At 61.3% G+C, this 13,368-nt stretch carries 14 protein-coding genes; 6 read left to right on the top strand and 8 right to left on the bottom strand.

All coding sequences use genetic code 11. From position 1 onward, the window contains the following. Positions 1–16 precede the first annotated feature (16 nt). Complete coding sequence (locus tag IMCC20628_RS24400) at positions 17–559, top strand: GNAT family N-acetyltransferase (RefSeq protein ID WP_052766555.1); 543 nt, start codon at positions 17–19, stop codon at positions 557–559. Positions 560–590: 31 nt separating this feature from the next. Here the strand turns inward: IMCC20628_RS24400 and IMCC20628_RS19175 are convergent, their stop codons facing one another. Beyond that, entirely contained in the window at positions 591–1,145 is a 555-nt protein-coding gene (locus tag IMCC20628_RS19175; protein ID WP_047031529.1) for an SH3 domain-containing protein, read from the bottom strand. Between the two features lie 268 nt (positions 1,146–1,413). Here IMCC20628_RS19175 and IMCC20628_RS19170 point away from each other — a divergent pair, with 268 nt between their 5' ends. Next, on the top strand, positions 1,414–2,418 hold the full coding sequence (locus tag IMCC20628_RS19170) for a D-glycerate dehydrogenase (RefSeq protein ID WP_047031528.1): 1,005 nt from the start codon (positions 1,414–1,416) through the stop codon (positions 2,416–2,418). Positions 2,419–2,444: 26 nt separating this feature from the next. Here IMCC20628_RS19170 and IMCC20628_RS19165 read toward each other — a convergent pair whose 3' ends face one another. The 4 genes from IMCC20628_RS19165 to dnaA all read right to left on the bottom strand — a co-directional run bounded on the left by IMCC20628_RS19165 (position 2,445) and on the right by dnaA (position 7,247). Continuing rightward, positions 2,445–3,203, bottom strand: coding sequence for a molybdopterin-synthase adenylyltransferase MoeB (locus tag IMCC20628_RS19165; protein WP_047031527.1), 759 nt, complete (start codon positions 3,201–3,203; stop codon positions 2,445–2,447). Positions 3,204–3,248: 45 nt separating this feature from the next. Continuing rightward, on the bottom strand, positions 3,249–4,391 hold the full coding sequence (recF, locus tag IMCC20628_RS19160; protein WP_047031526.1) for a DNA replication/repair protein RecF: 1,143 nt from the start codon (positions 4,389–4,391) through the stop codon (positions 3,249–3,251). A gap of 63 nt (positions 4,392–4,454) precedes the next feature. Continuing rightward, entirely contained in the window at positions 4,455–5,573 is a 1,119-nt protein-coding gene (gene dnaN / locus IMCC20628_RS19155) for a DNA polymerase III subunit beta (RefSeq protein ID WP_047032781.1), read from the bottom strand. Between the two features lie 219 nt (positions 5,574–5,792). Further along, positions 5,793–7,247, bottom strand: a complete 1,455-nt coding sequence (gene dnaA, locus IMCC20628_RS19150; RefSeq protein WP_156174585.1) for a chromosomal replication initiator protein DnaA — start codon at positions 7,245–7,247, stop codon at positions 5,793–5,795. A 484-nt stretch (positions 7,248–7,731) separates the two neighbouring features. Here dnaA and IMCC20628_RS25200 point away from each other — a divergent pair, with 484 nt between their 5' ends. Next, positions 7,732–8,031, top strand: a complete 300-nt coding sequence (locus IMCC20628_RS25200) for a hypothetical protein (RefSeq protein ID WP_156174584.1) — start codon at positions 7,732–7,734, stop codon at positions 8,029–8,031. A gap of 91 nt (positions 8,032–8,122) precedes the next feature. Here IMCC20628_RS25200 and rpsT read toward each other — a convergent pair whose 3' ends face one another. From rpsT to mutM, 3 genes are all read right to left on the bottom strand, one after another. Continuing rightward, on the bottom strand, positions 8,123–8,389 hold the full coding sequence (gene rpsT / locus IMCC20628_RS19145) for a 30S ribosomal protein S20 (RefSeq protein ID WP_047031524.1): 267 nt from the start codon (positions 8,387–8,389) through the stop codon (positions 8,123–8,125). Between the two features lie 194 nt (positions 8,390–8,583). Beyond that, positions 8,584–9,357 carry an enoyl-CoA hydratase gene (locus IMCC20628_RS19140; protein ID WP_047031523.1) on the bottom strand — a complete coding sequence of 258 codons (774 nt, stop codon included), beginning with the start codon at positions 9,355–9,357 and terminating at the stop codon, positions 8,584–8,586. Positions 9,358–9,419: 62 nt separating this feature from the next. Next, positions 9,420–10,316 (bottom strand): bifunctional DNA-formamidopyrimidine glycosylase/DNA-(apurinic or apyrimidinic site) lyase, encoded by an 897-nt coding sequence (gene mutM, locus IMCC20628_RS19135; protein WP_047031522.1) that lies wholly within the window; start codon positions 10,314–10,316, stop codon positions 9,420–9,422. A gap of 192 nt (positions 10,317–10,508) precedes the next feature. Between mutM and ubiE the strand changes: the two genes are divergently transcribed. The 3 genes from ubiE to IMCC20628_RS19120 are packed head-to-tail and all read left to right on the top strand — an operon-like array spanning position 10,509 to position 13,310. Next, positions 10,509–11,285, top strand: a complete 777-nt coding sequence (gene ubiE / locus IMCC20628_RS19130) for a bifunctional demethylmenaquinone methyltransferase/2-methoxy-6-polyprenyl-1,4-benzoquinol methylase UbiE (protein WP_047031521.1) — start codon at positions 10,509–10,511, stop codon at positions 11,283–11,285. A 5-nt stretch (positions 11,286–11,290) separates the two neighbouring features. Further along, positions 11,291–12,874 (top strand): 2-polyprenylphenol 6-hydroxylase, encoded by a 1,584-nt coding sequence (ubiB, locus tag IMCC20628_RS19125; protein WP_047031520.1) that lies wholly within the window; start codon positions 11,291–11,293, stop codon positions 12,872–12,874. A 4-nt stretch (positions 12,875–12,878) separates the two neighbouring features. After that, entirely contained in the window at positions 12,879–13,310 is a 432-nt protein-coding gene (locus IMCC20628_RS19120; RefSeq protein ID WP_052766554.1) for a GNAT family N-acetyltransferase, read from the top strand. The last annotated feature ends 58 nt before the right edge of the window (positions 13,311–13,368 follow it).

Here is a 13,368-nt window from a genome sequence, read left to right as displayed (position 1 = left end):
ATGGTTTGACCGGCTCATGCTGAGCTCGAAAGCCGCTGACAACCTGCAATTCCGAACACGGCGTCTGGTGGTCAATTCCCTGACCATCAGGACCGGGAATTCGGGTCAGGCGGGTTATGCAAGAGACATTGCGGATATTCTGGTGCCAGCGGTGCTCCAACATCTGCCGGGACCGTTGCAAATGCCGGATGGTCCAGACCCGGTTGAAAGCTGGGTGACCGCGCGACAGGCCGAAAGCATCCTGTATGCGGTGCGTCAGGTCAGCACGGACATGATCATCGGGCTGATGATACTGGCGGATACGTCAGAGTGTGACGCCACGCCGACGCTTCGACTGGGCTATCTGTTGGCCCAGCCCGTCTGGGGGCAGGGCTATGCCAGTGAACTGGTGACGGGCTTGATCAAGGCGCTTGGCGAAGCCGGGTGGTCCGGACAAGTCCTGGCTGGTGTTAACCGTGCCAATCCCGCTTCATCACGGGTTTTGCTCAAGTCCGGCTTTGTCGAGGCTCCCGACACCCTTGATCCTGAGTCGCAGACGTTTCGGATCAACCTGGCTTGATCTGACGACGTTCAAACGCTTGTCATATAATCTACCTGAAGGCTTCGCCGGGATAGGCGCCCCAGATTTCGCTTTGTGGCACCCATCCGCTGGTTCCGTCGGCGCTTGCTTCGCACCAGTCGCCGTCGCAGGCTTTGATCTCGACCATCACGCCGGGCTCGAGCCGCGCCACGATATTGGCGTTGATGCGGGCTTCGCGGTGCATATTGATGAAGTTGTCCTCGTCTTCGCTCTTCTTCCACGGCGCGGTGATCGCCGTGCGATCGCCTGAAAGCAGAGACTGATAGACCCAGCCCTCGGTGCCCTCGGCGTCGCGTACCCGGCGCCAGTTGTCATATTCCTGGATGACTTCCATCGGCACGCCCGATTTGGTGTAGAGCCACGATACCGCGTAATCGCGGCCGGGACCGACGCGCAAATTGACCCGCTTGGCCTTGAGGCTGACAAACCGCGGCAAGGGCAGTCCGCTAGGCCCCTTGGCAGCACCCTGCGCATAAGCCGCAGTGCCGGCGGTATCCAGCATCGGGCTGGTGACCAGGCCCGCCAGGGCCAGGCAGACTGCGGTGAGTAAGGAAAGGCGACGCATGACTTACACCTTTTGGGTTGGCGCCAACAATGTGGCGCTGATCTGTGATGTCCGGCCCTGTAGCGCCCGTCGGACGGGCGGCTTGCGGAAAGGCGCGTCACGTCGAAGCGACGCGGACCGGACCCGGCGCGCCGGCTTGCAGTGCTTTTTAAACATCAATCCCGGCGCTTTGGATTGTCATCGCCGGTGGGTCTGTTAGAAAAAGCATAACGTATTTGTCACTATCGCCGAGTTTGGTTAAAGAGCTCTCAACACCCGGACCTGAAAAATGCCCTCTATAAAAAAACCCAAGGTCTACATCACCCGCCGTTTGCCCGATGCGGTCGAAACCCGCATGCGCGAATTGTTTGACGCCGAGCTCAACATCACCGACGAAGCCCGCACCCAGCCCGAACTGGTCGCTGCCATGCGCTCGGCCGATGTGCTGGTGCCGACCGTGACAGACAAGATCGATGCGGCGCTGATCGAGCAGGCCGGACCGCAGATGAAGCTGATCGCCAATTTCGGCAATGGCGTCGACAATATCGATATCGATGCAGCGCAGAAAAAGGGCATCACCGTCACCAACACCCCCAATGTCCTGTCTGAAGATACTGCCGACATGACCATGGCGCTGATGCTGGCCGTACCGCGGCGGCTGACCGAGGGCGCCAATGTCATCGTCGGAGCCGGCGGCACCTGGAAAGGCTGGTCGCCGACCTGGATGCTTGGTCATCGCATCGGCGGCAAGCGACTCGGCATCATCGGCATGGGCCGGATCGGCACAGCGGTCGCCCGACGCGCCAAGGCATTCGGTCTGTCGATCCATTACCACAATCGCCGCCGCGTCGATCCCGCCACCGAGGATCAGCTTGAGGCGACCTATTGGGACAGCCTCGACCAGATGCTGGCCCGGGTCGATATTGTTTCGGTCCATTGCCCGTCAACGCCGGCAACCTTCCACCTGCTTTCGGCCCGCAGGCTCAACCTGATGAAACCCGGCGCTTACATCGTCAACTCCGCCCGAGGCGGCATCATCGACGAAGACGCTCTGATCAAATCACTCAAGGATGGCCGCCTGTCTGGCGCCGGGCTTGATGTGTTCGAGCACGAACCTGCGGTGGACAAGCGGCTGGTCAAGCTCGCTTCCGAAGGCAAGGTGGTATTGCTGCCGCACATGGGATCGGCCACCATCGAAGGCCGCATCGACATGGGTGACAAGGTGATCATCAACATCCGCACCTTCTTCGACGGCCACCGTCCGCCCGACCGGGTGCTGCCGCTCAGAAACTGAGGCTTTGGAAAAAAGGTATTGGGCCGTCAGCCCTTACGGCTGTAGCGCACGGTCTGGAAGCTGGCATTGAGCCCGTCATAGAGCAACAGCCGTCCGATCAGAGGTTCGCCCGCGCCGGTGATCAGCTTGATAACTTCCATTGCTTCCAGCGTGCCGATCACCCCGGTCAGCGCGCCGACGACGCCGGCCTCGGCGCAGCTTGGCATCATGCCGGGCGGTGGTGCCTCTGGAAACAGATCCCGGTAGCGTGGATAGAGCTGCCCCTTGGCGTCATGCTCATAGGGCGTCAGCACCGTCACCGAGCCGTCAAACCGCCCCACGGCCGCCGTCACCAGCGGGATCTTCAGCGTTTCGCAGGTATCGGCCAGCAGATAACGGGTTTCGATCGTGTCCGATCCATCCACCACCATGTCATAGCTGGTCAGGATATCGACGGCGTTGTCGGCAGTCAGCCGCAATTCATGCGTCACCACGCGGCTGTGCGGGTTGAGCCGTTTCAGCGCACGGGCCGCACTTTCTGTCTTGGCCATGCCGACATGGGCGGTGTCGTGCAGGATCTGCCGTTGCAGATTGGACAGCGACACGATGTCGTCATCGATAATGCCGAGCAGCCCGACGCCTGCGGCAGCCAGATAGCTCAACACCGGTGAACCGAGGCCGCCGGCGCCGAGCACCAGCACGCGCGCAGCCTTCAGTTTCTGCTGCCCGGCGCCGCCGATTTCCTTGAGCACGATATGCCTTGCATAGCGCGCTACTTCGTCGGGGTTGAGATGCGGATCATCCATGGCCAGTCTCCAGAGGCGCGGGGGGCGCTAGCTTGTTGGTTCGGCTCAGGCGCCGGTGGCATCCTGGTGCGGCGTCACCTTGCCGTCAGTCACCGTCAGGATCTGCCCGCGCGCGCCAAGGCTTGCAAACATCTGCGCGTCGGTTCCGGTCATGAACGCCTGACACTCGAGCGCTTCGATCAGGTCAAACAACGCCGCCCGGCGTCCTTCGTCAAGATGGGCGGCGATCTCGTCAAGCAGCAGCACCGGCGCATGCCCGGTCATGCCGCGCACCAGTTGCGCGTGGCCGAGTACTATGCCGATCAGCAATGCTTTCTGTTCGCCAGTCGAGGAAAGCGCCGCAGGCATGGCCTTGGCACGGTGATGCACGATCAGGTCGGAGCGGTGCGGTCCCGACAATGTGCGTCCGGCAGCCGAGTCCCGGCCGCGTCCGGTTTTCAGCATGCCGGCAAAATCTGCTTCCATGTCGCTGGCTGACGGATGCGCCGCATCTTCCAGAAATCCTTCAAGCCGCAGCGTCGCCGCCGGAAAGGCGCTTTGCGCGGTCTGTGATTCGATCAGGCCCGACAGCAAGCTCACCACTTCGTTACGGGCCATCGCCATGGCTACGCCGAGTTCCACCATCTGCCCCTCCAGCCCGTCGAGCCAGGCCGGGTCGGGCCGTCCTTCCGACAGCAGCCGGTTGCGGCTGCGCATGGCGCGCTCGTAATTCAGCGCTCGTCCGCCATGCGCCGGGTCCACCGACAGCACCAGCCGGTCGAGAAACCGCCGCCGGTCGCCCGCCGGTCCGGTAAACAACCCGTCCATCGCCGGTGTCAGCCACAACAGTCTGAGATGTTCGAGAAGTTCATCGGTCGAGCGGGCAGGCGCCCCATTGATCCGCACCCGGCGGCCGCCGCCGTCCTCACCGCCTTCGACGCCGGTGCCGATATCGACAGGACCGGCCATGCCTTCAAGACTGGCAAAGACGCTGAAGCCGGCCTGCGGGCTGGACCCGGCCTTGATCATGTCGCCATAGGAACTCCGCCGCATGCCGCGGCCGGGGGTGAGCAGCGACAGCGCTTCCATCAGATTGGTCTTGCCTGCGCCATTGTCTCCCGCCAGCACCACGTGGCGCTGGTCGAGTTCAAGCGACAGGCTTGCATAATTGCGAAACCCGGCAAGCTTCAGTCGTTGGATATGCACCATGCCTGTCTCCGCTCAGCCGCGTTGCGACCGGCAGCCAGTCCCGGTGCAGGAGGGCAAAAGCCTCTAGACCCGCATCGGCATCAGCACATAGAGCGCGTCATCGCCGGCTGTGTCACGCACCAGTGTCGGCGAGCCGGGATCGGCCAGCATGAACACTGCATTGCTGCCCGAGAGCTGGTTGGTGATGTCGAGCAGATATTTGGCGTTGAAACCGATTTCCAGCGGATCGCGGTCATAGCCCACGGCCAGTTCTTCGGTGGCACTGCCTGAATCAGGGTTGTTGACCGTTAGCGTCAGCTGTCCGTCGGCAATGGCCAGCTTGACTGCGCGGCCGCGTTCCGACGAGATCGTCGACACCCGGTCCACGGCCTGTGCGAAGGATTGGCAGTCGACGGTCAGTTCCTTGTCGTTGCCGGTCGGGATCACCCGCTGGTAATCCGGAAAGGTACCGTCGATCAGCTTCGAGGTCAGCACAATCGAGCCGATGGAGAAACGGATCTTGGCGTCCGAGACTTCCACCGTCACGGTGACGTCCGGATTGTCGACAAGCTTTTGCAATTCGCCGACGGTCTTGCGCGGAATGATGATGCCGGGCATCCCCTCAGAGCCGGATGGCGCGTCGACATCGGCGCGGGCCAGACGGTGTCCGTCGGTGGCGACTGCACGCAGTTTCAGCGCGCCCTCGCTCTCGATCGTGTGCACGAAAATCCCGTTGAGATAGTAGCGAGTCTCTTCAGTCGAGATCGCAAACTGGGTCCGGTCGATCAGCATCTTGAGCTGGGTTGCGGGCAGCCGGAAGGTGTGGCTGAAGGCGCCGGCGGTCAGGTCCGGAAAGTCCGACTGGGGCAGGCACTGCAGCGAAAATTTCGACCGCCCGGAAGCCACCGTCATCGACGCGCCGTCTTCACTGCTCGACAACGACACTTCTGAGCCGTCCGAGAGCTTGCGCACGATGTCATAGAGCAGATGCGCCGGCACCGTTGTGGCGCCAGCCTGTTCGACCATCGCCGGCGTCGCCTCGGTGATTTCCAGATCCAGATCGGTCGCTTTCATGTCAAGCGTCGCGCCCTCGGCCTTGAGCAGCACGTTGGACAGGATCGGGATGGTGTTGCGACGCTCGACCACGCGATGCACATGGTTCAGCGACTTGAGAAGATTGGAACGCTCGAGGGTGACACGCATGATCTGGCTACCGCTTGGCTGGGGGCCCGCGCCGGGAAGGCAAGGACCTTTCAATTCTGTCTTGTCAGGCTTCTGCCTTGGCCGGCCCACAAGATGGCGCATGCCGCGCCGGGCCCGGGTCAGCAAAATGGCAGATTATGCCCCTGACATGCAAACAAAATCCGGCCCGGGCCTTTCGGGCCGGACCGGGATTCTGGGGATAAGCGTGACGATTGCCGCCTATTCGATGATCAAGCGCTTCAGCAGCTCGATCTCGTGGCCAAGTTTGGTGTCCCCGTTGATCAGACCCTCGATCTTGCGCACCGCATGCAGCACGGTGGTGTGATCGCGTCCGCCGAATCGGCGGCCGATCTCGGGAAACGAGCGCGGCGTCATGGTCTTGGCCAGATACATGGCAATCTGCCGTGGCTTGACGATGACCCGGGTGCGCCGGTCCGACACCAGTTCCTGCCGCGACACATTGTAGTGCCGTGAAACCACTCGTTGGATGTCTTCGATGCGAACTCGTTTCGGTTCGCCCGCATTGACCAGATGACCAAGCAACTGGTCGACCCGCTCCAGCGTCAGGTTCGGCTCGAAACTGCGGCGGAACAGCAGCTGATTGAACGCGCCTTCAAGTTCACGGCCGCTGGCGGTGATGTTCTGGGCCACATGGGCCAGAATGTCCTCGCCAATATCCAGCGTGCCGTCTTCGATCTGCGCCGCGGCCAGTCGCTGCCGCAGCATGTTCAGCCGCATCTCGTAGTCAGGCGCTTCGATCTCAATGGCGACGCCACCCTGCAGCCGTGACCGGACACGCGGATCCAGCGATTCCAGCTCCCAGGGCGCACGGTCGGCGGCAACCACCACCTGACGGGCCGAATCGAGCAGCATGTTGAGCAAATGGCAGAATTCATGCTGGATCGACTTGCCCTGCAAAAACTGCATGTCGTCGATGACCAGCAGGTCGATATTGCGCAGCGATTCCTTGAACGACAGGGCGTCGTTGTCGCGAATGGCGGTGGCAAAGCGCCACATGAAATATTCCGCCGTCAGATAGACCACCCGCGGATTGCGGGCATGGCGGCTCGCCGCTGCGGCGATGGCCTGCAGCAGGTGGGTTTTGCCCAAGCCGACATTGGAGTGAATGAACAGCGGGTTGAACCGCACCGATCCGGTGCCTGCCTCGGCAATGGTCTTTGCCGCCGCAAGCGCTACCCGGTTGGAGGTTCCTTCGACATAGCTCTCGAATGTGTAGCGTGGGTCAAGCGGCGAACCGATGACCGAATTGGCCGCCTGGTGTCCCTTTGGAAACGCAGTGAAGTGGGCACCCGCGCCCTTGACCATCACCGGTGGTTCCCGGCGCTTGGAGACAGCCGGAGGATGACCGGAGTTTGCCGCATCCGATGTGCTGGCTGTGGTGATCACGCCGGGGCTGGCCCGCGTTGCCGACCTGACAACGATTTCGACCTTGAGGATGTCTGCATCCTCTTCGCCAAACAGCGCGGTGATCTGGTCGAGATACTTGTTGTTGATCCATGACTTCAGGAAAGCCGTCGGTACCGACAGGCGCACAACGCTCTTGGAGGCCGATTGAAGTTTCAGCCGGCCGAACCAGCTGGTGAAAACTTCCGGCCCAACCTGCGCTTTGAGACGCGCGGTCACCCGATCAAAAACCTGATTGCTTCTATTCATGTCCGCCCCTTTGTCAGTCGACGGGCAAATATCTGCGCTCAACTTTTGGGTCACGGTATCCGCCGTGGTCCATTCTGCTGCTTTACGCGCTGTTGTCATCTGAATTTGCATCGTCGCCGTCACCCCTGTTGCCGCATAATGGTCAGATTGCTCTGACCTCAGTCTTTCGCGGATATCGTCCGCGCAGTCGCATTCTTTCCCGGCGGTCGTGCTCGCCTTGATCGTCCCCCTGTCTGGTCCTGTGCCGCGACCTCGTATCGCTGCACTGAACAAACCTTCAACGCTCCGCCAAAACATGAGTTCCGGCGGCTAATACTCCACTGCAAGGCGAAAGAGCGCCAATGCAACCGAAGGTTATGTATGATGCGGCCCGGCAAGAATGCCGCGCCCCAGGAAGCAGGTTGAAAAACGCTCGCCAGATTGGCTGCAAGTTTTCCCTGGGACCGTCCGGCCCCGTGCTCTCTGTTGGATGCATTTAGGCAGGATGGAGGGACCAGATCAAGCAGCATATTTACGTTTTGTTAGCACTTTGGGGCTTGACTCGGAATGGTTGAAAAAAGCTTCCGGAGGGCCTCTGGAACAGGCGATTGGATTCATTGCCTTTTCGCGGCTTCACGATTTTTTAACCGCTCAGGAAGCCTTGGATATTAAATTTCAGGGCTTGACAGGATATCCGCAAAATCTCGCCCCTTCATCGGGTGTTGAATCCGGCACCTCGTGTAACTGCATGAAAATAAAAGAAAAAAAATGCGTCTGCGACAGCACTGTGACGGTGGCGTGTTGAGGCTTTTTGCCGGTCACCGCAAACTATTGGAGTCAAAAGAAAAAGGCCCGCACGAGGCGGGCCTTTAGTCGACTAACCAATTTTAATCGGATCAGGCGCTGAGCGCCTTGACCCGGTTGGACAACCGGGAAATCTTCCGCGATGCCGTATTGGCGTGAACCACGCCCTTGCTGGCGGCGCGCATCAGTTCAGGCTGTGCTGCCCGGAGTGCTGCAGCTGCAGCAGTCTGGTCGCCGGAGCTGATGGCTTCCTCAACGGTGCGCAGGAAACCGCGGACACGCGAACGGCGTGCCTTGTTAACGTCTGTGCGGCGGGCAATCTTGCGAGTTGCTTTTTTCGCCGAAGTTGTATTGGCCATGAATGCCTCTCAAATTGTCACATGCTCTATTCCGACCGGAAAGCGCCTCTTGCGAGGAAGATCGCTTAAACATGCGGAATGCGAGAAACCACGGCGAGCCTTAAAAGCTGCCATTCGATGGCGGGCCTATACCGGGTATCGCGACTTGCGTCAACGCGAAAATCGGCTTTATGCCCGCCAACCACCGGATTTGATCAGCGATGCTTGAACTGCGCCTTGCGCTTTTCAACGAAGGCACTCATGCCTTCCGACTGGTCTTCGGTGGCAAACAGCGAATGGAACATCCGCCGTTCGAAGCGCAAACCTTCGGCCAGCGTCATTTCATCAGTCCGGTTGACCGACTCCTTGACCATCATCGCCACCGGCAACGAGAACCCGGCAATCTTCTCCGCCGCCTTGGTGGCTGTCGCCAGAAGCTCGGCTGCCGGCACGACGCGAGCGACCAGACCCGACCGCTCGGCCTCCTCGGCGTCCATCATTCGGCCGGTCAGGCACAGATCCATCGCCTTCGCCTTGCCGATCGCGCGGGTCAGTCGCTGGGTGCCGCCCATGCCCGGCAGCACGCCCAGCGTGATTTCCGGTTGGCCGAATTTGGCCGTGTCGGCGGCAATGATGAAATCGCACATCATCGCCAGTTCGCAGCCACCGCCCAGCGCATAGCCTGCTACTGCAGCAATCACCGGCTTGCGAGTCGCGGCAACCGCGCTCCAGCCTTCGAAGAAATCATCCATATAGGCGCCGACAAAGTCGAGCGACTGCATTTCCTTAATGTCGGCGCCGGCGGCGAAGGCCTTTTCCGAGCCGGTCAGCACGATCGCGCCGATCTTGTCGTCGGCGCCATATTGCGCCAGCGTGGCGCGCAACTCGCCGAGCAGTTCCGAATTCAGCGCATTGAGCGCGTCGGGCCGATTGAGCGTGATGATGGCCACCCGGCCGTGTGTTTCAGTTTTCAATGTCTTCAGCGCCATCATATCTCTCCTTGTTGCAGCCTGTCAGGCCTGGCCTCTGAGGGGCAGGTATCCTGGCGGAATCAATGTGTCTGGCAGCGCGGGCAATAGAAAGTCGAGCGCCCGCTTTGCACCATGCGGCGGACCGTATCGCCACAGCCGGGCCGGGGGCAAGCCTTTCCCTCACGGTCATAAACGGAAAATCCATGCTGGAAATAACCCAGTGTGCCGTCTGTGCGGATGTGATCCCTGAGAGATGAGCCGCCAGCCGCAATAGCCTCGTCAATCACTGTGCGAATGCACTGGGTTAGCCGTTCGAGAGCTTCGGTCGGTTTGCCGCTCTTGCGCACCAGCCGCCCTGAAGGTTTGACCGGCGACAGCTCTGCCCGCCACATTGCTTCGCAGACATAGATATTGCCCAGGCCGGCAATGATGCGCTGGTCGAGCAGCGCCGCCTTCAACGGGGCTTTCTTGCCCGCAAGCCGTCCGGCCAGTTCACCGGCGTCGAGAGAGTTGCCGGTCGGCTCCACGCCGAGGCTTTTGAACCAAGGGTGATCGGCAAGGGCGGCGCGTGCCATCAGGTCCATGTAGCCGAAGCGTCGCGGGTCATTGTAGATCACCCGGGCCTTGCCCGCCGGACCTTCCATATGAAACACCACATGATCGTGCTTGCCGTCCTTTGAGCGTGCCTGATGAAACACCCCGGGAATCAGCGATCCGTCGCCATCCGCCTCGATCCTGAACGATCCCGACATGCCCAGATGACTGACCAGCACTGCGCCATCATCGAGGTCGGCAATCAGGTATTTTGCCCGGCGGCCAAGCGAGGTGATCTGTCGACCTTCCAGCCGGGCCACGAAATCAACAGGAAACGCAAAACGCAGATCGGCGCGGCGTTGTTCGACGCGGATGATCCTGGCGCCCTCCATCACCGGCTGCAGACCACGGCGGACCGTTTCGACTTCTGGCAATTCGGGCAACGCGAACTCCTCGGGCTGGTTTCAATATGCCGGCGGCTGGCTTATAAGGCGGAGCGCTATGCCGCAGGCGGGATACGTCATGCGTAGATAGCGCGCTGATGAGTGATCCGCTATGGTCGCGTCAGCTTTAGCCGGTTCCCGTGCGGGGTTCCGGTCAATTTGACGCAAGTTGAAGAAATACGGGATGAAGTGATGTCAGAACAGCGCGTCGCCACGGATGGCGGAATGCAGACCAGCTATGGGTTTCGCACCGTCGAGGATGGCGAGAAACAGACCCTGGTCAACGACGTCTTTCACAAGGTCGCCAAGCGCTACGACATCATGAATGATGTCATGTCTGCCGGGATGCACCGGGTCTGGAAAGATGCGCTTGTTGCAAGCCTCAATCCGCCGCGTCGCCCGGGCTTCCGTTTTCTCGATGTGGCCGGCGGCACCGGCGACATCGCCTTCCGTATCGTCGCAGCGTCAGACGGTCAGGCGCAGGGTACCGTTCTCGACATCAACGGCTCGATGCTTGGCGTTGGTGCCGAGCGCGCCGAAAAGAAGGGCTATGCCGGCAATCTCGATTTCGTCGAGGCCAATGCCGAGGAACTGCCCTTCGAGGATTCGAGCTTCGACGCCTACACAATCGCCTTCGGCATTCGCAACGTGCCCGACATCGACAAGGCCTTGCGCGAAGCCTACCGGGTGCTGCGCCGGGGCGGGCGCTTCCTCTGCCTTGAATTCTCCGAGGTCGAGATGCCGATCCTTGATCGTATCTATGACGCCTGGTCGTTTAACGGCATTCCGGCCATGGGCAAGGCCATCGCCGGCGAGGCCGAGCCCTACCAGTATCTGGTCGAATCAATCCGCAAGTTCCCGCGTCAGAAGGATTTTGCGGCGATGATCGAGCGCGCCGGTTTCTCCCGCGTCGGCTACACCAATTACACCGGCGGCATTGCAGCGCTGCATTCGGCCTGGAAGATCTGAGCGGCATGGCAAGTCTCGGCACCTATCTGCGCCTGATGCGCGCGGGCTTCATTCTCGTGCGCGAAGGCGTGGTCTCCTCGCTTCCTGCTGACGAATTACCCGGCCCGCTCAAGTTCGGCCACCGGGTTGCCGGTCTGCTGGCCAAGCGTCAGGCCAAAAGCGCCGAGCGCACCGACAGACTGGCCCGCGCAGTCGAACGGCTCGGTCCCTCCTGGGTCAAGCTCGGCCAGTTCCTCGCCACCCGGCCCGATGTGGTCGGCGCCGATATCGCCGATGATCTGTCTGGCCTGCAGGACCGGATGGCGACCTTTCCGGAGGCCCTGGCCCGCACGGCCATTGAAGCCTCGCTCGGTCGGCCGATTTCGGAGCTCTATTCGCGCTTTGACCCGCCGATTGCCGCAGCCTCCATTGCCCAGGTGCATCCGGCTGAAGTCACCGATGAGACCGGCGCCCGCCAGGTCGCCGTCAAGGTCATCCGCCCCGGCGTGCGCCAGCGCTTCAAGCATGATCTCGAGGCTTTCTATCTGGTTTCGGAACTGCAGGAGCGCTACATCCCGTCGTCGCGTCGGCTGCGCCCGGTCGAGATCACCAAAACGCTGGAACAGACCACCCGCATCGAGATGGATCTCAGGCTCGAGGCAGCAGCGCTCTCGGAAATGGCCGAGAACACCAAAAACGATCCGGGTTTCCGGGTGCCCGCGGTCGACTGGGAACGCACTGGCCGCGATTGCGTCACCATGGAATGGATCGACGGCGTCAAGATGAGCGATGTCGCAGGCCTCAAGGCGGCCGGCCACGATCTCGATCTTATCGCCGACACGCTGATCCAGTCCTTCCTGCGTCACACGTTGCGCGACGGCTTTTTCCATGCCGATATGCACCAGGGCAATCTCTTCGTCGACCCGGCAGGCATGATCGTCGCCGTCGACATGGGCATTGTCGGCCGGCTCGGCAAAAAGGAACGCCGTTTCCTCGCCGAAATCCTCTATGGCTTCATCACCGGCGATTACCAGCGCGTCGCCGATGTCCATTTCGAGGCCGGTTATGTCAGCGCCCGCCACGACCCGGCGAGCTTCGCCCAGGCCATCCGCGCCATCGGCGAGCCGATCCATGGCCAGCCTGCCGAAACCATCTCGATGGCGAGATTGCTGACGCTGCTGTTCGAGGTCACCGAATTGTTCGACATGGAGACCCGTCCAGAACTGGTGATGCTGCAAAAGACCATGGTGGTGGTCGAGGGTGTTGCCCGCACGCTCAATCCCAAATTCAACATGTGGAAGGCCGCCGAGCCGGTGGTCGGCGACTGGATCCGCGACAATCTCGGACCCCAGCGCATCGCCGTCGATATCAAGGCCGGCGCCATTGCGGCGCTGAAGCTGGCCGAGCAATTGCCCGATCTCGCTGCCCGCACCGAACGCTTCGCCACTGAAGTTGGCGACATGGCGGAGAACGGCCTGCGCTTTGATGCCGCCACCTCGGAAGCCATCGGCAAGGCCGAAGCCCGCCACACCCGTTCGGGCCGCGTGGCGCTATGGATCATTGCTGCCGCATCAGTATGGGGGGCTTTGGCGATTCATCCGCTATGGTAGCGGAATGATCACCTATCGCCAGGTGTCGCTCGACGACCACGACGTTCAGCCCCTGTCTGATGAAGCCTGGAGCGATGGCTACGCCTATGTGGAGCGCATGATCCATGACTGGGAGTCCGGCACCAACCGTTTCGACGGCCCCGGCGAGCGCCTGGTCGGCGCCTTCGATGACGGCAAGCTGATCGGTTTTTGTGGTCTCAACCGCGATCCTTACACCACCGAGAACGCCGGTCGTATCCGCCATATCTATGTCAGCCTCGACCACCGACACCGCGGCATCGCCCGCGAACTGGTGGCCCGGACGCTCGACGGCACCGCGAGCCTGTTCTCTCGCATTCGCCTGCGCGCCACGCCCGCCTCGCGAAGATTTTATGAATTGCTGGGGTTTGAGCCGGTCGATGAGCCCGAAGCGACGCATGCGTTGCGGTTGAGGTGAAGGGGCGACCTCCTGAATCCGGCGTGGTGTTGATTCCGGAGCGCGTCGCCAGATTTGC

Source organism: Hoeflea sp. IMCC20628 (genome assembly GCF_001011155.1).
Lineage (GTDB): Bacteria > Pseudomonadota > Alphaproteobacteria > Rhizobiales > Rhizobiaceae > Hoeflea.
The sequence above is the reverse complement of the archived record's forward strand: the minus strand, read 5'-3'. Positions and strand labels throughout refer to the sequence as shown.

Coding starts and splice junctions, on each gene's coding strand:
- IMCC20628_RS24400 (WP_052766555.1), top strand. CDS start 17: ATGCTGAGCTCGAAAGCCGCTGACAACCTGCAATTCCGAACACGGCGT.
- IMCC20628_RS19175 (WP_047031529.1), bottom strand. CDS start 1,145: ATGCGTCGCCTTTCCTTACTCACCGCAGTCTGCCTGGCCCTGGCGGGC.
- IMCC20628_RS19170 (WP_047031528.1), top strand. CDS start 1,414: ATGCCCTCTATAAAAAAACCCAAGGTCTACATCACCCGCCGTTTGCCC.
- IMCC20628_RS19165 (WP_047031527.1), bottom strand. CDS start 3,203: ATGGATGATCCGCATCTCAACCCCGACGAAGTAGCGCGCTATGCAAGG.
- recF (WP_047031526.1), bottom strand. CDS start 4,391: ATGGTGCATATCCAACGACTGAAGCTTGCCGGGTTTCGCAATTATGCA.
- dnaN (WP_047032781.1), bottom strand. CDS start 5,573: ATGCGTGTCACCCTCGAGCGTTCCAATCTTCTCAAGTCGCTGAACCAT.
- dnaA (WP_156174585.1), bottom strand. CDS start 7,247: ATGAATAGAAGCAATCAGGTTTTTGATCGGGTGACCGCGCGTCTCAAA.
- IMCC20628_RS25200 (WP_156174584.1), top strand. CDS start 7,732: ATGGAGGGACCAGATCAAGCAGCATATTTACGTTTTGTTAGCACTTTG.
- rpsT (WP_047031524.1), bottom strand. CDS start 8,389: ATGGCCAATACAACTTCGGCGAAAAAAGCAACTCGCAAGATTGCCCGC.
- IMCC20628_RS19140 (WP_047031523.1), bottom strand. CDS start 9,357: ATGGCGCTGAAGACATTGAAAACTGAAACACACGGCCGGGTGGCCATC.
- ubiE (WP_047031521.1), top strand. CDS start 10,509: ATGTCAGAACAGCGCGTCGCCACGGATGGCGGAATGCAGACCAGCTAT.
- ubiB (WP_047031520.1), top strand. CDS start 11,291: ATGGCAAGTCTCGGCACCTATCTGCGCCTGATGCGCGCGGGCTTCATT.
- IMCC20628_RS19120 (WP_052766554.1), top strand. CDS start 12,879: ATGATCACCTATCGCCAGGTGTCGCTCGACGACCACGACGTTCAGCCC.